We start from the raw sequence: 20557 nt of genomic DNA, 5'->3' as shown, positions 1-20557 counted from the left end.
CGCTAGCCGGTCCGCGTCCGACCCGCCGTACCCGTGGGTATCCGACGCGCCGCGGCCGCCGTGCCGCGACCCGCCGGCGCGCCGGGGTGGGCCGGACCCGGCGCACGGGGCAGGTAGGGCCCGGCCGCCGCCACGAGCGCCGCGTACCGCCGGGCCGCCGGCTCGTGCGGGTGCCCGGCCAGCCGGCGGCGCAGCTCGGACAGCTGGGCGAGCGCCCGGGGCGAGCCGGCGCGGACCGCGTCGAGCAGTGCCTCACCGGCCACCGCGCAGGCCCTCTCGACCTCGCCGAGTTGCAGGTAGCCCCGGGCCAGCCAGCCGCCGTAGATCGCCGCGCTGCGTGGCCGTCCCCGCCGCCGGGCGGCGGCCAGCAGCGCCTCGGCCGGACCGGGGCGGCCCAGCGCGACGAGCGTGCGCCCGGTCATCGCCGCCAGCTCCGCGCCGTCGAGCCAGTAGAGCCAGGGCGGCTCCCGGCCCGGCTCCGGCGGGCCGCCCGCGCGCCGGGCCCCGTCCAGGGCCTGCCGGGCCGCCGCCACCCGTCCGTCGAGCGCGGCCGCCAGCGCCACCCGGTGCAGCAGCAGCGCCCGCAGGCCGGGGGTGGCGTGCCGGCGCGCCCCGGCGTGCGCGGTGCGGGCCAGCACCAGCGCGCCGGCCGGGTCGCCCACGCCGGCCAGCAGGTGGCTGGCCGAGCCGAGCACGTGCCCGGCGAGCGCGACGTCGCGGGCCGCCGTGGCGGCCCGCAGCGCCAGGCGGTAGGCGTCCAGCCCGCCGACCGGGTCCCCGGCGTCGGCGGCGAGCCAGCCGGCGAGCTGGGCGGACTCGGCCAGCACCGGCAGCAGCCGGCGGCGGGCCAGCGGGCCGCGCCCGGACAGCGCCCGGGCCGCCGCGCGCATCCGGCCGGCCGCCAACCCGGCCAGGTCGGCCCCGCCGCACAGGTCGTCGAGCCGGCGCAGCTCGGTCAGCGAGGCGTCGGGGTGGACCGGCGCGGGCGGCGCCCCGCCGTGGGTACCCCCGTCGACCGGGAGTCGGGCCGGCCCGGCGGGGCCCGGCCAGGTCCGGTCCGCGGTCGGTGGCCCGGCCCCCGGCGGGGCCGGCCGGGCGGCGGGCCGGTCGGCCGGGTGCCCGACGTCCGGCGGGCCGGGCTCCGCCGCCAGCCGCGGCGGCGCGGCGACCAGCAGCGCGGCGTGCGGATCGGCCAGCCACCGCTGGGCCAGCGCGAGCAGCGCGGCCCGGGACCGGGCGCCCCGGCCGCGGACGGCCGGCGGCGTGCCGAGGGCCCGGGACCGGGCGGCGGCGGTGGCCAGCAGCTCGACCGGCACCGCGAGGACGACGGCGAGCCAGCCGAGCCAGAAGTCACCGGGAACGCGCAGCTGCCGCTCCCACCGGGAGACCTCGTGCCGGCTGAGCGTCGGCACGCCGGCGGCGGCGCAGAGCTCGCCGGCCAGCCGTGGCTGGCTCCAGCCGCGGGCCAGCCGGAGCTGGGCGAGCAGCGGCCCGAGCAGCTGCGGGCCGGGCGGGGACGGCGTCATCGGTCCTCCCGGACGGGCGTCGGCACGGCGGCGGCGCGTCCCGCCGGGCGGGACCGGCGCGCCGCCGATCGGTTGCTGACCCCCGCGCGCCCCCGGTGCGGCCGGTCCCCGGCCGGCCCACCCGCGCTGCCCCCATGCCTACTCCGGGGGTACGACGTTTCCGTCGCGCGCCGGCCGGCCGGGTGTCCGAGTTTCCGTCGCGCGCCGGTCGGCCGGGTGCCCGACGGGGTGGGAAGGGCATGGGTCTGACCGGCGCCGCCCGCTAGAGTCGTCACGTGGCGCTCGGTCTTCCCTCGGTCCTCCCCAATCCGCAGCCGGCGATCGGGGAGCTGATCCGCGACCGCCAGCCGACCTTCTCCTTCGAGTTCTTCCCGCCGAAGACCGACCAGGGCGAGCGGCTGCTCTGGCAGGCGATCCGCGAGCTGGAGTCGCTGCGCCCCTCGTTCGTCTCGATCACCTACGGCGCGGGCGGGTCGACCCGGGACACCACGGTCTCGGTCACCGAGCGGATCGCCACCGAGACCACCCTGCTGCCGATGGCCCACCTGACCGCGGTCAACCACTCCGTCGCCGAGCTGCGGCACGTGATCGGCCGGCTCGCCGGGGTAGGCGTGCGCAACGTGCTGGCCGTGCGGGGCGACCCGCCGGGCAACCCGGGCGGGGAGTGGGTACGCCACCCCGAGGGCGTGCTCTACGCCGAGGAACTGGTCCGCCTGGTCCGCGACGCCGGTGACTTCAGCGTCGGGGTGGCCGCCTTCCCGTACAAGCACCCGCGCTCGCCCGACGTGGCCAGCGACACCGCGTACTTCGTCCGCAAGTGCCGGGCCGGCGCCGAGTTCGCGATCACCCAGATGTTCTTCGACGCCGACGACTACCTGCGGCTGCGTGACCGGGTGGCGGCCGCCGGCTGCGACACCCCGATCCTGGCCGGCGTGATGCCGGTGACCCAGATGGGCACCATCGAGCGGTCGGTGCAGCTCTCCGGGGCGCCGTTCCCGCCGGCGCTGGCGGAGCGGTTCGAGCGGGTCGCCGACGATCCGGAGGCGGTGCGCCGGCTCGGCATCGAGCAGGCCAGCGAGATGTGCCGGCGGCTGCTCGACGAGGGCGTACCGGGGATCCACTTCATCACCCTCAACCGCTCCACCGCCACCCGCGAGGTCTGGCAGAACCTCCAGGTGGGCGCGCGGGTGTGAGCGTACGGGCCGCGACACCTCGGCCGCGGTGCGACTGTTGATCCGTGGTGGGCACACAGCAGCTGAAGTGGGACGACTACGCGACCGCCTGGGCCCGGCTGCACGGGGGGTTCGACCCCCGGGTGGCGGCGCCGGTGGTGCGCGCCTGGCTGCGGTTCGCCTACCACGTCGGGTACGTGCTCGGCCGGCTGCGCGTCGGCCCGACCGCGGTGACGGTCGCCGGCGTGCTGCTCTGCGTCTGCGTGCCGGTGTTCGCCGTACGCCCGGGGGACGGGCCGTTCCTCGGGGCGCTGTTCGTGCTGCTCGCCGCGGTGGCGGACAGCGTCGACGGCGCGGTGGCGGTGGCCACCGGCCGGACCACCCGGCTCGGCTACGTCTACGACTCGGTCGCCGACCGGCTCGGCGAGGTCGCCTGGCTGGTCGCGTTCTGGCTGGTCGGCGCGCCGGGCGCGCTGGTGGCCACGGCCGGCGCGCTGTCCTGGCTGCACGAGTACGTCCGGGCCCGGGCGGTCGCCGCGGGCATGCGGGAGCTCGGCGCGGTGACCGTGGGGGAGCGCCCCACCCGGGTCTCGGTGGCCCTGGCCGGGCTGCTGCTCGCCGGGCTGACCGGGCTGATCGAGCCGGACCTCGCCGCCGGCACCATCACCATGGCCACCGCCGTCTGGGTGCTGCTGGCCGCCTTCGGCCTGGGCCAGCTCCTCTCCGCCGTCCGCCGCGCCCTGCTCGACGCCGGCTGACCCGGCGGCCTACCAGGCGGGGCCGATCTCGTCGGCGACGATCTGCGCGGAGAGGGTGACCATCGGCAGGCCGCCGCCGGGGTGGCTGGAGCCGCCGACCAGCCACAGGCCGCGCACCGGGCCGCGGTTGGCCGGGCGGAGCAGCCCGCCGGCCGTGCCGTAGATCGACCCGCCGGGCGCGCCGGCCGCGGCGTCCAGGTCGGCCGGGGTGCGGATCTCCCGGAACAGCAGCCGGTCCCGCACGTCGACGCCGCGCGCGGCGAGCACGTCCAGGATCCGGTCGGCGTACGCCTCGGCCAGCCCGGGCCGCCGCCAGTCCACGGCGCCGGCGGCGGTGCCGTGCCGGGGCGCGTTGACCAGCACGAACCACGCCTCGTGCCCGGCCGGGCGGACCATCGGGTCGTCGGCCACGGTGACGAAGACCGTCGGGTCGGGCGCCGGTCGGGCCCGCACCCCGCGCCCCGGGTCGCCGAAGACCGCGTCGAACTCGGCGTCGTGGTCGCCCGGGAAGAACACCGTGTGGTGCGCCAGGCCGGAGTCGCCGCCGACCCCGAGCAGCAGCACGAAGCCGGCCAGGCTGCGGTCGGTCAGCCCGGCCAGCCGGCGCGGGTCGGGCAGCAGGTCCCGGTAGACGGTGAGCGCGTCGGCGTTGGCCACCACCACGTCGGCGGGGACGGGCGCGGCGACCCCGGCGAGGCGTACGCCGGTCACCCGCCCGCCGGCGGCGTCGATCCGGGTGACCGCGGCGCCGGTCTGCACCACCACGCCGAGGTCCAGGCAGCGGGTCAGCAGCGCGTCCGCGAGGGTGCCCAGCCCGCCGCGCAGGTACCAGCCGCCGAAGGCCAGCTCGGCGTAGGGGACGGCGACCAGCGCGGCCGGGGCCCGGCGCGGGTCGGCGCCGGTGTACGTGGCGTACCGGTCCAGCAGCATCCGCAGCCGCGGGTCGCTCAGGTGGCGGCGGCCCAGCCCGCGCAGGCTCCGGCCGGGGGCGATCGCGGCCAGGTCGCCGAGCCGCCAGGCCAGCGCGGCCAGGTCCCGCGGGGAGCCCACCGCGCGGCGCAGGATGTCCTGGTGCGACGCCTGCCAGACCCGGCCGGCCCGGCGCCACAGCCGCTGCCAGTCCGCCGCGGCCCGGTCGCCGAGGGCGGTGCCGATCCGGGCGGCGAACTCGGCCGGGTCGGCGCACGAGTCCAGCGTCGGGCCGCCGTCGGGGAAGACGTGCCGGATGATCGGGTCCAGCGGCGCGAGGTCGAGGTACTCGTCGAGCTTCGCCCCGGTCGCCTCGAACAGGTCGTGGAAGAACTCGGGCAGGGTGAGCAGGCTGGGCCCGGTGTCGAAGTGGAACGACCCGGCCGGAGTGTCCCGTACGTGGCGGCCGAGCTTGCCGCCCACCGTGTCGGACCGCTCGAAGACGGTGACCTCGTGCCCGGTGGTGGCCAGCCGGGCGGCGGTGGCCAGCCCACCCACTCCGGCGCCGACGACCACGATCCGCGCCATGCCGCGCCTCCTAGGTGACCGGGCGGCCCCGCCAGGTCAGCCGGCGCCGCTTCCGCAGATGGTACGACCGCAGGGTCAGCCAACCGAGGACCACGACCGACACGGGGTGTGCCAGCGAGTCGGGCCACCACCGGCCGCCGGTCGACCGGGCGGTGACCACCCGTCCGGCCACCCCGAGCAGGTACGCGGCGGCGGCCGCCGCCGCCACCGGCAGCGCCCCGGCGGCGAGCGCGACCACCGCCAGCAGCGGCGGTGCGGTGTAGAGCAGGAGCAGCAGCGTCACCACCACGGCCGCCGCGCCGGGGTGACCGAACGAGGCCCAGAGCGACTTGGCGTAGCCGTCGCGCAGCTGCGGCCAGTTGTCGTACATCCGGCAGGTGGCCAGCCGCGAGCCGTCGGCGAGGGCGATCCGGCCGCCGGCGCGCTTGACCGCCCGGGCCAGCTCGATGTCCTCCAGCACCTTGTCGGCCACCGCCACGTGCCCACCGGCGCGTTCGTAGCCGGCCCGGTCCAGCACCAGGAACTGCCCGCCGGCCGCGGCCAGCGCCGGCCGCGGCGAGCGTTCCATCGCGCGCAGCGGCAGGAAGGTCAGCCACAGCCACTGCAACAACGGCTGGACCAGCCGGTCCGCCGCCGTCGCCACCAGGATCCTCGGGTACGGCGACAGCAGCGTCAGCCGCGCGGCGCGCAGCTCGGTGACCGCCGCCGCCACCGCGTCCGGGGCGAGCACCACGTCGGCGTCGACGAAGACCAGCGCGGTGGCCGCCGGGTCGGCCCGGGTGGCCAGCTGCCAGCAGGCGTGCGGCTTGCCCAGCCAGCCCGGCGGCGGGGCGGTCCCGCGCAGCAGGGTGACCCGGGGGTCGTCGCCGGCCACCGCGCGGACCACCTCGGCGGTGCCGTCGGTTGACCCGTCGTCGAGCACGACGACGCGCAGCCCCGGCACGCCGCGCTGGGCGAGCAGCGCGCGCAGGCACGGGGTGACCCGGGCGGCCTCGTCGCGCAGCGGCAGCAGCACCGCGACCGGCTCGTCGACCGGGGCCGGCCGGTCGGCCGGTCGGCGCAGCCAGCACCCGGCGTTGACCAGGGTGTGCGCGGTCAGCGCGGCGACGCCGAGCAGCACCGCGAGGACAGCGCTCATGACGGCACTCCGCCGCGCTGCGTGCCGCCGTGGGGCACCATCGCGCTGAGCCCGATGATTCGCTCGCTCCGCTCGCTCATGCCGGCGCGTCGGCGTCGGCGCGCCGGGGCGGATGGGACGCCGGCCGGTCCTCGCGGCGGGCCCGCAGCAGCGTCACCGCCAGCGGCAGCGCGGTGACCGACATGCCGACCGCGCCCCACAGCGCCGAGGCGGGCAGGTCGAGGAAGACCGCGTGGGCCAGCACGCTGGAGCCGTACGTCCACAGGTAGAGCGCGAACATCGGGTGGTCCCGCCGGTCGGTGCCCGCCACCGCCGGCCCGGCCAGCGGGCGCAGCGCGGCCATCAGCAGCACCGCGAAGAGCAGCCAACCGAGGTAGTTGCTGACCGGGACGCCGGGCAGGCCGGGCAGCGCCGGGGTGGCGTCGCGCCAGACCCAGTGGCCCTCGGCCACCATCTGCGGGTCGAGGAAGAGGTCCCAGGTGGCCAGCCCGAGCGCGGCCAGCGCGATCCGCCGGACGCCGCTCCGGCCGGACCCGCCCGGCGGGCCGCCGTCGGCCGGTGCGCCGCCGGTGCGCCGGGCCGACCAGCCGCCGCCGGGGGCCGGGGCCCGGGTGAGCCGGACCGCGGCCAGCCAGGCCGGCCAGGCCATCCAGGTCCACGCCAGCGGGATGACCAGCGGCACCCCGGCCAGCTTCGGGCCCAGCTGCCCGGAGTAGTCGTAGCTGCCGAACGGGAAGCCGGTGGCCACCCCGAGCGCCTCGATCGCGAACCCGCCACCGGTGGCCACCGCGACCAGCGCCGCCGCGGTACGCGCGCCCCGGCTGAGCAGCGCGTGGCCGACCGAGAGCAGCCAGCCGAGGAGCACGGTGGCCACGGTCAGCCGGGCCCGGGTCGTCCCGGTGGTCAGCGGGTAGCAGATCTGCGCCAGCACCAGCACGGCCAGCAGCGCCCAGCAGATCCGCTGCCGGCTCATGGCGCGGCCGGGCCGGGCGGCGCCTGCGCGGAGTGGGCCGACGCCGGGCCGGGGGGCGGGAGGGGGAGGTCGCGGCCGAGCACGCCGAACGGGCGCTCGTCGCCGGGAAAGTGGAAGTCGCGCAGGATGTCGACGAAGCCGAACCGCCGGTACAGCCGCCAGGCCCGGGACCGCTGCTCGTCGGCCTCCGGGGTGGAGAGCAGGGTGGTCGTCCCCTCCGCCATGGTGAGCAGGGCGCGCAGCTGCCGCGCGCCCAGGCCGTGCCCCTGCGCCGGCGGCCGGACGTGCAGTTCGACGACCTCGAAGCAGTCGGTCAGCCAGCGCTGCCGGGTGGCCGGGTCCAGCGCCCGCCAGACCTGGTCGTGCCACCACTGGCCGGGGGCGCCGAGGTAGCCGTAGCCGAACCCGGCCAGGTGCCCCTCGGTGGTCAGGCTGGCGACGGCGCGGAAGCCGGGCCGGCGGACGTGGGTGGCGATGTAGCCGCGCCGGGCCTCCAGCAGGTCGATGCGGTAGCCCATCGCCTCGCCGTAGACGGCCACCACGTCGTCCAGCCGCCGGACGAGATCGTCCGGTGTCCACCGCACCAACCTCATACCCGCCCGCCCTTCACCGTCGCCGCGTCGCCGTCCGCGACCCACCCCAGCACCGTCCGGTCGCCGACCACGTCGCGCACCGCGAACCGCGCGAAGAGTTCCTCCGCGTACCACCCCTCGGTGGGAGTTCGCATGATCGCGGCGCGGTGCTCCGGGTGACGGTACGCGAACGACACCAGGTCCGTCGGGTCGCGCCACACGCTCACCGTGCCCTGCCAGCCCAGCGGGGCCTCGCCGACGCCGAACCGGGCGAGCAGGCCGGGCGCGGCGTGCAGGGCGGCGGCCACCGGCGGGACCGCCCGCCAGAAGGTGACCGCGCGGCGGGGGCGCAGCCGGGCCCGGGTCAGCGCCAGCACCGGGCCGTCGACCGGGCCGCCGGGCGGCTCGCCGAACGGCCGGCGGCCGGACCACTCGCCCCGGCTGGTCAGCGGGCGCAGGTCGAGCCGGACGGCCGAGCGGGCGATCCGGGCCCAGGCCCGGCCCACCGGCGAGGTGTCGAAGCCGGCCGCGGCGGCGGGGGAGTCCCACACCGCCAGCGCCGCCCACCGGGTCAGGTCGGCGTCACCCGGCCCGAAGCCGGTGCCGGTCCCGGTGCCGAGCAGCTTGCCGAACCGTACGCCCGGCACGGCGCGCAGCCGGCGCGGGTCGAGCGCCATCCGGGCCAGCGCCCGGGGCAGCGCGGGCCGGGAGGTCCGCCACACGTGCAGGGTGACCAGGTCCGGGACGGCCCCGGCGGCGTCGCTCACGCCACGTCGGCCGGGGTGCCGGCGGTGATCCGGAGCAACTCCGGGTACGTGGTGGGGAAGACCGCCTGCGGCACCCCGCCGGCGGCCCAGATCTCGCCGTACTCCTCGAGGGCGCTGTCCACCAGGGTGCGCAGCGCTCGCGGGTGACCCAGCGGGGCCACCCCGCCGATCACCTGCCCGGTGTGCGCGCGGACGAAGTCGGGGGTGGCCCGGCGCAGCCGGGTGACCCCGATGGAGGCGGCCAGCCCGGCGGTGTCCACCCGGTGCGCGCCGGAGGTGAGCACCAGCAGCGGCGCGCCGTCGGCCTCGAACACGAGCGAGTTGGCGATCTGGCCGACGCCGACGCCGAGCGCCTCGGCGGCGGCCGCGGCGGTGTGCACCGCCTCGGGCAGCAGGCGGACCGCGCTGGGCGCGCCGGAGGAGTCCCGTGCGCCGGCGCCGTCGAGCGCGTCCTGCACCGCCCGTACGTTCGGGTGTGGCTGCATGCCGTCATTCTCCCCGGACGCCGGCCGCCGCTTCACCCCGGCCACGCCGTTGCCCCGGTGCGGGTTGGGCCGGCCGGCGGATCCCGGCCCGCGGCCTTGATCGACTCAATGTCGCCGAAATGGCGGTGCCCAAGTGGCTCGGATACCGCCACAGCGCCGAACTGGCGGTTCCGGGGCGCGTCGATGGGTGACCGGACCGGGCGTGCGGCCCGCCCCGTCGACCGGCCGCGCGTCACACGTTGCATTTTCGTCGGGGGGAGGGTGTACTGTCAGCAGCAGTTAGAACGAGTGTTCGATTGCCTCGAACGCCCGTTCCAACCAGCCCGGAGCGGTGTTTCGCGGCGCCGGCTCCGGGCGGTGCGGCTCCGCGGGCCGCACCTGGGTTCCGGGCAGTCGCGAGCCCGGTCCCGTCAAGGCAGGAGCGTCGCCCGCCGCCCACGACCCCCGGGCGGCGGGCGACGAACCCGCCGGTACGCCGGCCGGGTGTGGTGTGGGGAAGCGTCCACACCCGGCCGGCCCCCATCCGGTGCGTCTTCCTCCGCACCACTCGACCCGGCGCCCCGCCGGCGGATCCGTCCGTCGCGGTGGGGTGGCGACCCGGCCACGTGGAGGAGACAGTCCCATGCCGACCAACCCGGCTCAGGCACCGACGGTGCCGGCGCACGTGCTGCCGCACCGCACCCCCGCCCAGCTGCTCGCGGTGGCCCGCCAGGGGCTGGCCGAGGCCGCCCGGACCCGTCCCGACGGCCTCCGTTACGCGGCCGCCCACCTGGCCGCGCTGCGCGCCGCCGCGGCCCTGCTCGCCGCCCGGGCCCGCCCCGCGCCGACCCGGCGCAACCGGATCACCAGCGTCTGGGTCCTGCTCACCGGGGTCGCCCCCGAGCTCGACGAGTGGGCCCGGTTCTTCGCCGCCGGCGCCGGCAAGCGGGCCGCCGCCGAGGCCGGCATCCCCCGGGTGGTGACCGCCCGGGAGGCCGACGACCTGCTGCGCGCCGCCGAGCAGTTCGTCACGGTGGTGGAGACCGCGCTCGGCGTGGCCCACCAACCGGCACTCGACGGTCTGGCCGCCTGACGTGGCACCCGGCCGTCCGGCGGGGGGAGCCGGGCGGCCGGGGCGCCACGCGCACATCTGATCCGAACAGCACGACGGGGGGTAGGTCCGATGGCGGGCCGCATGGTGGTCGGTTCCGCCGCACTGGCCGGTCTGGTCCGTCCGGCGAGCGCGCCGGACCCGGCGGGCGGCCACCGGGTGCTGCCGGTGGCCCCGGAACTGACCGGCCTGCTACCCAACCGCGGGCTGCGCCGCGGCAGCACCGTCGCGATCGCCACCGGCCAGCCCCGGCGCAGCGGCGGCACCTCGCTGGTCCTGGCGCTGCTCGCCGAGGCGTCCCGGGCCGGCTCGTGGTGCGCCGTGGTCGGAGTGCCGACGTTCGGCGCGGGAGCGGCCGCCGAGTACGGCATCGCCCTGGACCGGCTCGCCCTGGTGCCCAACCCCGGTCCGGAGTGGGCCACCGTCGTCGCCGCGCTGATCGACGGGGTGGACGTCGTGGTCACCGCCGTGCCGGCCACGGTCTCCGCCTCGGTCGCCAACCGGCTGGCCGCCCGGGCCCGCCAGCGGGGCAGTGTGCTCGTCCCGTACGGCCGGTGGGACGGCGCGGACGTGACGTTGCAGGTGGTCCGGGGGGTCTGGGAGGGGCTCGGGCCGGGTCGCGGGCGGCTGCGCCGCCGGGAGGTCACCGTCTCGGCGCGCGGGCGCGGGGCCGCCGCCCGGCCCAGGGAGGTCAAGGTCTGGCTGCCCGGGGACGGGCTCACCCGGGTCATCCCCCGACCGGCCGTCGCCTCCGTCGCCTCCGCCACCGGCCGGTCGGCCGCCGGCCGGCTCCGCCCGGTGCCCCTGGTCGGCCCGTCCGCTCCCGCCGGGCGGCGCGGCACGCTCACCCTGGTCGGTCCGGCATGAGCGACGCGGCCGACCGGCCCGCCGCGCCGCCGGCCCGGGGGGACGGGCCGGTGCGGACCCTGCTGCTCTGGTGCCCGGACTGGCCGGTGCTCGCCGCCGAGATCGTCGACGGGGTGCCCGCCACCGACCCGGTGGCGGTGCTGCACGCCAACCGGGTGATCGCCTGCTCCGAGCGGGCCCGTGCCGAGGGGGTGCGCCGCGGGCTGCGCCGGCGGGAGGCGCAGGGGCGGTGCCCGCAGCTCACCGTCGTCGACCACGACCCGGGGCGGGACGCCCGGGCGTTCGAGCCGGTGGTCGCCGCGGTCGAGGAACTGGTCGCCGGGGTCGAGGTGGTCCGCCCCGGCGCCTGCGCGGTGGCGGCCCGCGGCCCGGCCCGCTACCTCGGTGGGGAGGAGGCGGCCGCCGAGCGGATCGTCGAGCACGTGGCCCAGACCTGCGCGGTGGAGAGCCAGGTCGGCATCGCCGAGGGGGTCTTCGCGGCCGGGCTGGCCGCGCGCAGCGGCCGGGTGGTCCCGCCCGGCGGCACGCCGGAGTTCCTCGCCGCGCTGCCGGTGGAGGCGCTCGGCCGCCCGGCGCTGGCCGACCTGCTGCGCCGGCTCGGCGTTCGCACCCTCGCCGACTTCGCCGCGCTGCCGGCCGGCGACGTGCTGGCCCGGTTCGGCTTCGACGGCGCGCTGGCCCACCGGCTCGCCGCCGGGCGGGACCACCGCCCGCTCGCCGTCCGGCAGCCCCCGGTCGACCTGGCGGTCACCGCCGGGTACGACGAGCCGCTCGACCGGGTCGACGCCGCGGCCTTCGCCGCCCGCGCGCTGGCCGAGCAGTTGCACGACCGGCTCGCCGGGCACGGGCTGGCCTGCACCCGGCTCGGCATCGAGGCGGTCACCGCGCACGGCCAGGAGCTGCACCGGGTCTGGCGGCACGACGGCCTGCTCACCGCCGCGGCCATCGCCGACCGGGTGCGCTGGCAGCTCGACGGGTGGCTCTCCGGCAGCAACGGCCGGGCCGGGGCCCGCCCGGCCCGGCCGACGGCCGGCATCATCCGGCTGCGGCTGGTCCCGGACGGGGTGATCGCCCAGGCCGGCCTGCAACCCGGCCTGTGGGGGGAGGCCGGTGAGGAGCGCGAGCGGGCGCACCGGGCGTTGAGCCGGGTGCAGGGCATCCTCGGTCCCGAGGCGGTGGTCACCGCGGTGCTCGGCGGCGGACGGTCCCCGGCCGACCAGGTGCGCCTGGTGCCGTGGGGGGACGAACGGCTCCCGACCCGCCCCGGCCGGCCGATGTCCCTGGGCGGGCCCGCGTCGCCGGGCGGGCCGGTGTCGTCGGGCGGATCGGTGCCGCCGGGCGGGCCCGCGTCGCCGGGCGGGCCGGTGTCGTCGGGCGGGTCGGTGTCGTCGGGGCGGGCGACGTCGTCGGGTCAGGGGGCGCAACCGGGCCGGGGCGGGTCGGCGCGGTCGGCGCGGTCGGGCCGGTCGGCGGGGCGGAGCGAGCCGCCGTGGCCGGGCCAGCTTCCGCCACCCGCACCGGCCGTGGTGCTGCCCCAACCGCTCGCCGCCACCGTGCACGACGCCGCCGGCGAACCGGTCGTGGTCAGCGCGCGGCTCCAGCTGAGCTCCGCCCCGGCCCGGCTCACCGTCGGCACGGCCAGACCGGCCGAGATCGCCGGCTGGGCCGGCCCGTGGCCGGTCGACGAGCGCTGGTGGGCGCCGGCCGAGGCCCGGCGCCGGGCCCGGTTCCAGGTCTGCCTCGCCGACGGCGCCGCCCTGCTGCTGGCCGTCGAGGCGGGGCAGTGGCTGGTGGAGGCGATCTATGACTGAGCGCTCCGACGCACCGGTCGGCGGACGCCCGCGGGCCGGGGGCATCGCCGGGTCGGCCGCCGGATGCCGGCGGCGCAGGACGATGCCCGACCGGCAGCTCGTCCTCCGGCGCCTGTCGGCTGGAAGGGTGATACCTGAGAGTCATATTGATGACTCACAGGTATCACCCTCGTGGCGGAAGGTCCGCAGGTCGGCCGGATGAGCTTCCACAACCCCAAGCTGCCCTGGTCGGAGCTGGAACGGGTGCTCTCCGGCCGGGCCGGTGGGGACCGGCCGGAGCGGCACCTGCACGTGGTGGACCCGTTGGCCGTCGACGCCGACGGCGGGGACTCCCCGGCCTGGACCCGCAAGCGGCAGCAGTACCGGCCGCCCGAGCTGGCCCGCCCGGACGACGCGGTGCCGTACGCCGAGCTGCACGCGCACACCAACTTCAGCTTCCTCGACGGCGCCAGCCACCCGGAGGAGCTGGCCGAGGAGGCGGCCCGGCTGGGGCTCACCGCGCTCGCCGTCACCGACCACGACGGCTTCTACGGGGTGGTCCGGTTCGCCGAGGCGGCCCGCGCGCTGCACCTGCCGACGATCTTCGGCGCCGAGTTGTCGCTCGGCCTGCCCGGCCCGCAGAACGGTGAGCCCGACCCGCTCGGCCGGCACCTGCTGGTGCTCGCCCACGGCCACGAGGGGTACGCCCGGCTGGCCGCCACCATCGCCCGCGCCCAGCTGCGCGGCGGGGAGAAGGGCCGTCCGGTCTACGGCGAGCTGGAGGAGGTCGCCGCCGAGCTGCGCGACCACGTGCTGGTGCTCACCGGCTGCCGCAAGGGCCACGTGCCGGCGGCGCTGCTCACCGAGGGGGTCGACGCGGCCGCCCGTGAGCTGGACCGGCTGACCGCGCTCTTCGGCGCGGAGACGGTCGCGGTGGAGCTCACCGACCACGGGCACCCGGTCGACGCCGACCGCAACGACGCGCTCGCCGACCTGGCCGCGGCGGCCGGCCTGCCCACGGTGGCCACCAACAACGTGCACTACGCCACCCCCGCCCGGCGCCGGCTGGCCACCACCGTGGCCGCTGTCCGGGCCCGGCGCAGCCTGGACGAGATCGACGGCTGGCTGCCCGCGGCGGCCACCGCCCACCTGCGCAGCGGCGCCGAGATGGCGGCCCGGTTCGCCGGGTACCCGGGCGCGGTGGCCCGGGCCGCCGAGTTCGGCGCCGAACTCGCCTTCGACCTCCAGCTGGTCGCGCCCCGGCTGCCGGCGTACCCGGTGCCGCCGGGGCACACCGAGATGAGCTGGCTGCGCCACCTGACCTACGAGGGCGCCCGGGAGCGCTACGGCCCGCGGGCGGCGCACCCGAGGGCGTACGAGCAGCTCGAGCACGAGCTGGACATGATCGAGGAGCTGGGCTTCCCCGGCTACTTCCTGGTCGTCTACGACATCGTCGCGTTCTGCCGGAAGCAGGACATCTACTGCCAGGGCCGGGGCTCGGCGGCGAACTCGGCGGTCTGCTACGCGCTGCGGATCACCAACGTCGACGCGGTCCGGCACCGGCTGCTCTTCGAGCGCTTCCTCGCCCCGGAGCGGGACGGCCCGCCGGACATCGACGTGGACATCGAGTCCGACCGCCGGGAGGAGGTGATCCAGCACGTCTACGCCCGCTACGGCCGGGAGCACACCGCCCAGGTCGCCAACGTCATCTCCTACCGTCCCCGCTCGGCGGTGCGGGACGTGGCCAAGGCGTTCGGTTTCTCTCCCGGCCAGCAGGACGCCTGGAGCAAGCAGATCGACCGCTGGGGCACGGTCGCCACGGTCGACGTGGAGGACATCCCCGAGCAGGTCGTCGCGTACGCCAACGAGCTGCAGACGTTCCCCCGGCACCTGGGCATCCACTCCGGCGGGATGGTGATCTGCGACCGGCCGGTGATCGAGGTCTGCCCGGTGGAGTGGGGGCGGATGCCCGGCCGCAGCGTGCTCCAGTGGGACAAGGACGACTGCGCCGCGGTCGGCCTGGTCAAGTTCGACCTGCTCGGGCTCGGCATGCTCTCCGCGCTGCACTACGGCTACGACATGATCGGGATGAGTCTCGACCTGGGTGACATGACGCTGGACGACCCGGAGGTCTACGACATGCTCTGCCGGGCCGACTCGGTCGGGGTGTTCCAGGTGGAGAGCCGGGCCCAGATGGCCACCCTGCCCCGGCTCAAGCCGCGGGTCTTCTACGACCTGGTGGTCGAGGTGGCGCTGATCCGTCCCGGCCCGATCCAGGGCGGCTCGGTGCACCCGTACATCCGGCGCAAGAACGGCCAGGAGCCGGTGGAGTACGCCCACCCGCTGATGCGCAACGCGCTGGAGAAGACCCTCGGCGTGCCGCTGTTCCAGGAGCAGCTGATGCAGCTCGCCATCGACCTGGCCGGTTTCGACGCCGCCGAGGCCGACCAGTTGCGTCGGGCGATGGGCGCCAAGCGCTCCGCCGAGCGGATGGCCCGGATCGCCGACCGGCTCTACGCCGGGATGGCCGAGCGGGGCATCACCGGCGAGCTGGCCGACGACGTCTACCGCAAGCTCTCCGCGTTCGCCAGCTACGGCTTCCCGGAGAGCCACGCGATGAGCTTCGCCTACCTGGTCTACGCCAGCTCCTGGCTCAAGCGCTACCACCCGGCTCCGTTCCTGGCCGCGCTGCTCAACGCCCAGCCGATGGGCTTCTACTCGCCGCAGACCCTGGTCGACGACGCCCGCCGGCACGGGGTGGAGGTACGCCGGCCGGACATCAACGCCAGCGGCGCCAAGGCGGTGCTGGAGTCCACCCCGCGGACCCGGTGGGGCAGCGAGCCGGGGGAGCCGCCGCACGCCTGGGGGCTGGACGGGCCGGCCGTCCGGCTGGGACTGTCCGGCGTGCGTACCCTCGGCGACGAGGTGGCCGAGCGGATCGAGGCCGAGCGGACGGCGCGCGGGCCGTACCGCGACATGCCGGACCTGGCCCGGCGGGTGGGTCTCACCGCCGCGCAGCTGGAGGCGCTGGCCACCGCGGACGCCTTCGCCTGCTTCGGGCTCACCCGGCGGCAGGCGCTCTGGGCCGCCGGGGCGGCGGCCCAGGACCGGCCCGGCCGGCTGCCCGGCACGATCACCGGGGCGACCCCGCCGACCCTGCCCGGCATGGAGGCGGTGGACCGGCTGGTTGCCGACGTCTGGGCCACCGGGCTCTCCCCGGAGACCCACCCGGCCCGTTTCATCCGCCCCCAGCTCGACGCCGTTGGCGCGGTGCCGATCGCCCGGCTCGGCCGGGTGGAGCCGGGCCAGCGGATCCGGGTCGGCGGGATCGTCACCCACCGGCAGCGCCCGGCCACGGCCGGCGGGGTCACCTTCCTCAACCTGGAGGACGAGACCGGCATGCTCAACGTCACCTGCTCGCCGGGGCTGTGGCAGCGCTACCGGCGGGTGGCCCGGACCAGCGCCGGGCTGGTGGTGCGGGGCCGGTTGCAGCGGCACGAGGGCGTGCTCAACCTCGACGCCGACCGGCTGGACGCGATCGAGCCGCCGGTCAGCCCGGCCTCCCGCGACTTCCGCTGACCCGCCGGCGGCGCGGCATCCGGGCCGGGCGGCACCACGTCCGCCCGTGCGGTCACCTCCGCCTCAGCCGGCCAGGCCGGCGAGGGCGGTGCCGGCGCTGCCGAGCAGCCCGATCAGCACGATCCGCCGGAACAGCACCGGATCGATCCGGTGGAACAGCCGGTTTCCCAGCCACCAGCCCAGGGGCACGGCGGGCAGCGCGACCAGGGCGGTCCGCGCCACGTCGAGGTGCACCTGACCGGTCGCGGCGAACCCGGCCAACCCCATCAGTCCGGTGCCGGTGAACGTCGCGGCCAGGGTGGCCCGGAAGGTGCGCGGGTCGTAGCCGAGGGAGTGGAACGCGGCCACCAGCGGCGGTCCGTTGGTGCCGGTGGCGGCGGTGAGCACCCCGACGAGCACCCCGACGACGCTGAGCCCGACCGGGCCGGTGCGGATCCGGACGCCGGACCAGACCAGGGCGACGCAACCCAGCACCACCACCGCGATCACCGCGCCGAGCGCCCGTTCCGGTGCCCGCGCGAGCACCAGCAGGCCGAGGGGCAGGCCGAGCAGGGCGGTCCCGGCCAGCGCCGCCGCGATCCGCCACCGGGCGTACGCGCGTTCCCGGACGGCCGCCACCAGGGTCAGCCCGATGCCGGTCAGCGCCGAGACCACCACCGCGCTGCGCGGATCGATCGCGGCGGCCAGCAGCGGCACGGTCACCAGCGCGTAGCCGAAGCCGCTGACCGCCTGGGCGAAGGCCCCGAGCAGCACGATGCCGAACGCGGTGACCAGCAGGAGCATGCGCCCAGCCTGACCGGGCCGGCGGTGGGCCGAACGCCGGCCCGCTCCGGCGGAGATCCGCACCACACGCCGATCCGCCGTCGGCGGGGTTTGAAGTTTCCGCGAACCGGAGAACTGCTGGTCCGCGCGGGCAGGGTGGCCCGCGCGGTCCCGGGAGGATGCCATGTCACGGATACTGCGGGCGACCGCGCTCGCCGGGGTGCTCGCCCTGGCCGTCAACGGTTGCGGGGGAGTCGGCGGCGGCGACAGCGGCGGTGGCGGCACCGCCACCAGCGGCACGTTGAGCACCATGGGCTTCGGCCTCTCCGACGAGATCGCCAGCACCCGGGTCGAGGCGTTCAAGCGCGACCACCCGGACGTCGACCTCAAGATCACCGAGGGTGCCTTCGACGAGCAGCAGTTCCTCTCCGCGGTCGCCTCGGGCAACCCGCCGGACCTGGTGTACATGGACCGGAAGCTGATCGGCACGTACGCCAAGCGCGGCTCGATCCAGCCGCTCACCGACTGCGTCGAGAAGCAGGGCATCGACCTGGCGCAGTACCGCCCGGCCGCGAAGGAGCAGGTCACCCTGGACGGCACCGTCTACGGCATCCCCGAGTTCTCCAGCGTCCGGGTGGTCTACCTCAACGAGGCGCTGCTGCGCCAGGCCGGGCTGACCGCCGACGACGTCGACCTGGCCGACTGGGCGTCCCTGCCGGCGCTCAACGCGAAGCTGGCCACCGTCTCCGGCGGACGGCTCTCCCGGATCGGCATCGACCCGAAGATCCCGGAGTTCCTGCCGATGTGGGCCAGGGCCAACGGGGCCGAGATGATCTCGGCGGACGGGACCAGGGCGAACCTCACCGACCCGAAGGTGGTCGAGGCGCTGACCACCGGCCTGCGGCTCATCCAGGACCAGGGCGGGTTCGGCAGGTTCAAGTCGTTCCGGGACACCTTCGACTTCTTCGGTGCCGAGAACCCGCTCGCCAGGAACCAGATCGCCGTCTGGCCGATGGAGGAGTGGTTCCTCAACCAGGCCGCCAAGAACAGCCCGAAGGCCGAACTGGTGGTCAAGCCGTTCGTCGACCGGCAGGGCAAGCCGTTGACCATGTCCTCCGGCCAGGCCTGGGTGATCATCAAGGGGGCGAAGAACCCCGACGCCGCGTGCGCCTTCGTCGAGCAGATGACCGCCACCGACACCTGGGTCGCCGCCGCGAAGGCCCGGGCGGACGCCCGCAAGGCCGCCGGTCAGCCGTTCACCGGCGTCTGGACCGGCAACCTCACCGCCGACAACAAGATCTTCGACGAGTTGTACCAGCCGACCGGGAACAAGCGCTTCGACGACGCCGTGGCGACCATCCGGTCGGTGCAGGACGCCGCCTTCGCCATGCCGGCCTCGCCGGCCGGCGCCGAGTTCGACAAGGCCTGGTACGACGCGGTGAACCGGGTGCTCGCCGGGCAGGCCCAGCCGGCCGAGGCGCTGGCCCGGGCCCAGCAGGAGGCCACCGCCGCGCTGGACAAGGCGTCGAAGTAGGCCGGTGATGGCCACCGCAGTCACCGCTCCTCCCGCCCCGGGCCGGCGCCGCCGTACGTCGCTGGCCCGGCGGGAGGCCCGCTGGGCGTACCTCTTCCTGGCGCCGTGGATCGTCGGGTTCCTGGCCTTCACCGCCGGCCCGATGATCGCCAGCGCCTGGCTGAGCTTCACCGAGTACGACGTGATCAACCCGCCCGAGTACACCGGGCTGGACAACTACCGGGAGCTGGTGGCCGACCCGCAGGTCGCCCGCAGCCTCGGCAACACGGTCTACTACACGGCGCTGCACGTGCCGCTGGTGATGGCCGTCTCGCTCGGGCTGGCGCTGCTGCTCAAGCGGGTGGGGCGGTGGCAGGGCTTCTTCCGTACCGTCTTCTACCTGCCGGTGATGACCCCGGCGGTGGCCGTCGGCATCCTGTTCCTGCTCCTGCTCAACACCCAGGACGGCCTGATCAACCGCGGGCTGGCCCTGGTCGGGGTCGAGGGGCCGAGCTGGACCACCGACCCGGACTGGGTGATGCCCGGCATCGTGCTGATGAGCCTCTGGAGCCTCGGCTCCACCGTGATCATCTATCTCGCCGCGCTGCAGAACGTGCCGCGCGACCTTTACGAGGCGGCCAGCATCGACGGGGCCGGCGCCTGGGCCCGGTTCCGCCACGTCACGCTGCCGATGATCTCCGGTGCGCTGTTCTTCACGCTGATCGTCAACACGATCGCGTCGCTGCAGATGTTCACCGAGGTCTACACCATGTACTTCGGCAACCGGGAGACGCAGAACCGGTTCAACAGCGACGCGGCATCGTTCTACGTGATCCATTTGTTCCAGGAAGCGTTCCAGTTCCTGCACATGGGCTACGCCTCGGCCATGGCCTGGCTGCTCTTCGTGATCATCATGGTGGTCACGCTGGTGCAGGTGAGGCTCAGCAACCGGTTCGTGTTCTACGAGGGGGAGGACCGATGAGCGAGACGTACCACGGGGTGGCCAACAGCCGGCGGACCCGCCTGGGGGCGGACTGGCACCCGCACCAGTGCGAGGCCCGGGAACACCCGGTCACCGACGGACCGGTGGCCAACGCCCGGCGCTCGCGGGTGGAGAAGGACCCCGAGGACGGGGCCGAGGCGTGAGCACCGCGGTCGAGCGGACCGCCGCCGCGCCGGTGCCCGGAGCCGGGCCGGCGCCGGCGGCGGCCCGCCGGCCGGCCGCCGAGGACGCCCGGCGGCCGCGCTGGCAGCGGGTAGCCTTCGTGGCCGCGCTCGCCGGCGCCTCCGTGATCTTCATGCTGCCGTTCGTCTGGCTGGTCAGCGCCTCGCTGCGCCCCCGCGAGTACGTCTTCGCCCCCGGCTTCCTGCCGCTGCCCTTCGCGCCGGAGAACTACTCGCAGGCGTGGTCGGCGGCGCCGATCCTGACCTGGCTGTCCAACAGCGTGGTGGTCGGGGTGGCCGCCGCCGCGGCGGTCACCATCTCCAGCGCCTGGGTGGCGTTCGGCTTCGCCTACTTCCGCTTCCCCGGCCGGGACCTGCTCTTCGGGCTGGTGCTGGCGACCATGATGCTGCCGTTCGCGGTGACCATGATCCCCACGTACCTGATCTGGTCCGAGCTGCGGCTGACCGACACCCAGGTGCCGCTCTGGGCGGGCAACCTGTTCGGTTCGGCGTTCTACATCTTCCTGCTGCGGCAGTTCCTGCTCTCGCTGCCCCGGGAGTACTTCGAGGCGGCCCGGGTGGACGGGGCGAGCTACCCGCAGCTGTTCTGGAGGCTGGCCTTCCCGCTGATCCGCCCGGCCCTACTGGTCGCCTTCGTCTTCGAGTTCAAGGCCAGCTGGACGGACCTGATGAAGCCGCTGATCTACCTGCGCAACGAGGAGCTGTTCACCCTGCCGCGCGGGCTCAAGGTGGTGTTGGACCGGTTCGGCTACGGCGGGGAGCAGCAGTGGGAGGTGGTGCTCGCCGGCAGCGTGATCGCCACCGTCCCGATGATCATCCTGTTCTTCCTCGCCCAGCGGCACTTCGTCGAGGGCATCGCCACCACCGGCCGCAAGGGGTGAGT

18 protein-coding genes are annotated in these 20557 nt (G+C 76.4%); 10 read left to right on the top strand and 8 right to left on the bottom strand.

The genetic code is table 11. The features are described from left to right. Nucleotides 1-2: 2 nt before the first annotated feature. Nucleotides 3-1526, bottom strand: coding sequence for an NsdA family TPR-like regulatory protein (locus AC1WTP_RS17370; protein ID WP_481650298.1), 1524 nt, complete (start codon nucleotides 1524-1526; stop codon nucleotides 3-5). A 275-nt stretch (nucleotides 1527-1801) separates the two neighbouring features. On the opposite strand from AC1WTP_RS17370, the gene metF reads away from it, so the two are divergent. Together metF and AC1WTP_RS17360 are read left to right on the top strand one after the other, a co-directional pair. Then, nucleotides 1802-2719 (top strand): methylenetetrahydrofolate reductase [NAD(P)H], encoded by a 918-nt coding sequence (gene metF / locus AC1WTP_RS17365; RefSeq protein ID WP_481650297.1) that lies wholly within the window; start codon nucleotides 1802-1804, stop codon nucleotides 2717-2719. 44 nt (nucleotides 2720-2763) lie between these two features. Next, entirely contained in the window at nucleotides 2764-3456 is a 693-nt protein-coding gene (locus AC1WTP_RS17360) for a CDP-alcohol phosphatidyltransferase family protein (protein ID WP_481650296.1), read from the top strand. Between the two features lie 9 nt (nucleotides 3457-3465). On the opposite strand, the gene AC1WTP_RS17355 is transcribed toward AC1WTP_RS17360, so the two are convergent. The 6 genes from AC1WTP_RS17355 to AC1WTP_RS17330 all read right to left on the bottom strand — a co-directional run bounded on the left by AC1WTP_RS17355 (nucleotide 3466) and on the right by AC1WTP_RS17330 (nucleotide 8888). Then, the gene (locus tag AC1WTP_RS17355) at nucleotides 3466-4953 is read right to left on the bottom strand and encodes a phytoene desaturase family protein (RefSeq protein WP_481650295.1); all 1488 of its coding nucleotides are present in this window, start codon (nucleotides 4951-4953) and stop codon (nucleotides 3466-3468) included. A gap of 10 nt (nucleotides 4954-4963) precedes the next feature. Beyond that, nucleotides 4964-6091: a glycosyltransferase family 2 protein gene (locus AC1WTP_RS17350; RefSeq protein WP_481650294.1), complete on the bottom strand. Its 1128-nt coding sequence runs from the start codon at nucleotides 6089-6091 to the stop codon at nucleotides 4964-4966. A gap of 76 nt (nucleotides 6092-6167) precedes the next feature. Next, nucleotides 6168-7064 carry a carotenoid biosynthesis protein gene (locus tag AC1WTP_RS17345; protein ID WP_481650293.1) on the bottom strand — a complete coding sequence of 299 codons (897 nt, stop codon included), beginning with the start codon at nucleotides 7062-7064 and terminating at the stop codon, nucleotides 6168-6170. After that, nucleotides 7061-7657 carry a GNAT family N-acetyltransferase gene (locus tag AC1WTP_RS17340; protein WP_481650292.1) on the bottom strand — a complete coding sequence of 199 codons (597 nt, stop codon included), beginning with the start codon at nucleotides 7655-7657 and terminating at the stop codon, nucleotides 7061-7063. Before AC1WTP_RS17340 ends, AC1WTP_RS17345 begins: the two co-directional genes overlap by 4 nt. Further along, on the bottom strand, nucleotides 7654-8403 hold the full coding sequence (locus AC1WTP_RS17335; protein WP_481650291.1) for a monooxygenase: 750 nt from the start codon (nucleotides 8401-8403) through the stop codon (nucleotides 7654-7656). The genes AC1WTP_RS17340 and AC1WTP_RS17335 overlap by 4 nt, the downstream gene beginning before the upstream one ends. Beyond that, the gene (locus tag AC1WTP_RS17330; RefSeq protein ID WP_481650290.1) at nucleotides 8400-8888 is read right to left on the bottom strand and encodes a YbaK/EbsC family protein; all 489 of its coding nucleotides are present in this window, start codon (nucleotides 8886-8888) and stop codon (nucleotides 8400-8402) included. Before AC1WTP_RS17330 ends, AC1WTP_RS17335 begins: the two co-directional genes overlap by 4 nt. A 622-nt stretch (nucleotides 8889-9510) precedes the next feature. On the opposite strand from AC1WTP_RS17330, the gene AC1WTP_RS17325 reads away from it, so the two are divergent. The 4 genes from AC1WTP_RS17325 to AC1WTP_RS17310 all read left to right on the top strand — a co-directional run bounded on the left by AC1WTP_RS17325 (nucleotide 9511) and on the right by AC1WTP_RS17310 (nucleotide 16214). Then, a complete protein-coding gene (locus AC1WTP_RS17325; protein WP_481650289.1) occupies nucleotides 9511-9960 on the top strand; it encodes an SAV_6107 family HEPN domain-containing protein in 450 nt (149 codons plus the stop codon). Nucleotides 9961-10050: 90 nt separating this feature from the next. Then, nucleotides 10051-10845, top strand: a complete 795-nt coding sequence (locus AC1WTP_RS17320; RefSeq protein ID WP_481650288.1) for a hypothetical protein — start codon at nucleotides 10051-10053, stop codon at nucleotides 10843-10845. After that, the gene (locus tag AC1WTP_RS17315) at nucleotides 10842-12656 is read left to right on the top strand and encodes a DNA polymerase Y family protein (protein ID WP_481650287.1); all 1815 of its coding nucleotides are present in this window, start codon (nucleotides 10842-10844) and stop codon (nucleotides 12654-12656) included. Before AC1WTP_RS17320 ends, AC1WTP_RS17315 begins: the two co-directional genes overlap by 4 nt. Nucleotides 12657-12854: 198 nt before the next feature. Beyond that, nucleotides 12855-16214: an error-prone DNA polymerase gene (locus AC1WTP_RS17310; RefSeq protein WP_481650286.1), complete on the top strand. Its 3360-nt coding sequence runs from the start codon at nucleotides 12855-12857 to the stop codon at nucleotides 16212-16214. Nucleotides 16215-16277: 63 nt separating this feature from the next. Here the strand turns inward: AC1WTP_RS17310 and AC1WTP_RS17305 are convergent, their stop codons facing one another. After that, nucleotides 16278-16997: a sulfite exporter TauE/SafE family protein gene (locus AC1WTP_RS17305; RefSeq protein WP_481650285.1), complete on the bottom strand. Its 720-nt coding sequence runs from the start codon at nucleotides 16995-16997 to the stop codon at nucleotides 16278-16280. A 163-nt stretch (nucleotides 16998-17160) separates the two neighbouring features. Between AC1WTP_RS17305 and AC1WTP_RS17300 the strand changes: the two genes are divergently transcribed. Genes AC1WTP_RS17300 through AC1WTP_RS17285 form a run of 4 tightly spaced genes read left to right on the top strand, consistent with a single transcriptional unit; the run spans nucleotide 17161 to nucleotide 20555 of the window. Continuing rightward, nucleotides 17161-18510, top strand: coding sequence for an extracellular solute-binding protein (locus AC1WTP_RS17300; protein WP_481650284.1), 1350 nt, complete (start codon nucleotides 17161-17163; stop codon nucleotides 18508-18510). Between the two features lie 7 nt (nucleotides 18511-18517). Further along, nucleotides 18518-19471, top strand: a complete 954-nt coding sequence (locus tag AC1WTP_RS17295) for a carbohydrate ABC transporter permease (protein ID WP_481650283.1) — start codon at nucleotides 18518-18520, stop codon at nucleotides 19469-19471. Further along, nucleotides 19468-19635, top strand: coding sequence for a hypothetical protein (locus tag AC1WTP_RS17290; protein WP_481650282.1), 168 nt, complete (start codon nucleotides 19468-19470; stop codon nucleotides 19633-19635). Before AC1WTP_RS17295 ends, AC1WTP_RS17290 begins: the two co-directional genes overlap by 4 nt. Next, complete coding sequence (locus AC1WTP_RS17285; RefSeq protein WP_481650281.1) at nucleotides 19632-20555, top strand: carbohydrate ABC transporter permease; 924 nt, start codon at nucleotides 19632-19634, stop codon at nucleotides 20553-20555. The genes AC1WTP_RS17290 and AC1WTP_RS17285 overlap by 4 nt, the downstream gene beginning before the upstream one ends. Nucleotides 20556-20557: the final 2 nt, after the last annotated feature.

Source organism: Micromonospora sp. R311, from assembly GCF_056780015.1.
The sequence above is the reverse complement of the archived record's forward strand: the minus strand, read 5'-3'. Positions and strand labels throughout refer to the sequence as shown.

Excerpts from the sequence above, each read along its gene's own strand:
- AC1WTP_RS17370 (WP_481650298.1), bottom strand. The coding sequence starts at position 1,526 with ATGACGCCGTCCCCGCCCGGCCCGCAGCTGCTCGGGCCGCTGCTCGCC.
- AC1WTP_RS17355 (WP_481650295.1), bottom strand. The coding sequence starts at position 4,953 with ATGGCGCGGATCGTGGTCGTCGGCGCCGGAGTGGGTGGGCTGGCCACC.
- AC1WTP_RS17350 (WP_481650294.1), bottom strand. The coding sequence starts at position 6,091 with ATGAGCGCTGTCCTCGCGGTGCTGCTCGGCGTCGCCGCGCTGACCGCG.
- AC1WTP_RS17345 (WP_481650293.1), bottom strand. The coding sequence starts at position 7,064 with ATGAGCCGGCAGCGGATCTGCTGGGCGCTGCTGGCCGTGCTGGTGCTG.
- AC1WTP_RS17340 (WP_481650292.1), bottom strand. The coding sequence starts at position 7,657 with ATGAGGTTGGTGCGGTGGACACCGGACGATCTCGTCCGGCGGCTGGAC.
- AC1WTP_RS17330 (WP_481650290.1), bottom strand. The coding sequence starts at position 8,888 with ATGCAGCCACACCCGAACGTACGGGCGGTGCAGGACGCGCTCGACGGC.
- AC1WTP_RS17325 (WP_481650289.1), top strand. The coding sequence starts at position 9,511 with ATGCCGACCAACCCGGCTCAGGCACCGACGGTGCCGGCGCACGTGCTG.
- AC1WTP_RS17320 (WP_481650288.1), top strand. The coding sequence starts at position 10,051 with ATGGCGGGCCGCATGGTGGTCGGTTCCGCCGCACTGGCCGGTCTGGTC.
- AC1WTP_RS17315 (WP_481650287.1), top strand. The coding sequence starts at position 10,842 with ATGAGCGACGCGGCCGACCGGCCCGCCGCGCCGCCGGCCCGGGGGGAC.
- AC1WTP_RS17310 (WP_481650286.1), top strand. The coding sequence starts at position 12,855 with ATGAGCTTCCACAACCCCAAGCTGCCCTGGTCGGAGCTGGAACGGGTG.
- AC1WTP_RS17305 (WP_481650285.1), bottom strand. The coding sequence starts at position 16,997 with ATGCTCCTGCTGGTCACCGCGTTCGGCATCGTGCTGCTCGGGGCCTTC.
- AC1WTP_RS17300 (WP_481650284.1), top strand. The coding sequence starts at position 17,161 with ATGTCACGGATACTGCGGGCGACCGCGCTCGCCGGGGTGCTCGCCCTG.
- AC1WTP_RS17295 (WP_481650283.1), top strand. The coding sequence starts at position 18,518 with ATGGCCACCGCAGTCACCGCTCCTCCCGCCCCGGGCCGGCGCCGCCGT.
- AC1WTP_RS17290 (WP_481650282.1), top strand. The coding sequence starts at position 19,468 with ATGAGCGAGACGTACCACGGGGTGGCCAACAGCCGGCGGACCCGCCTG.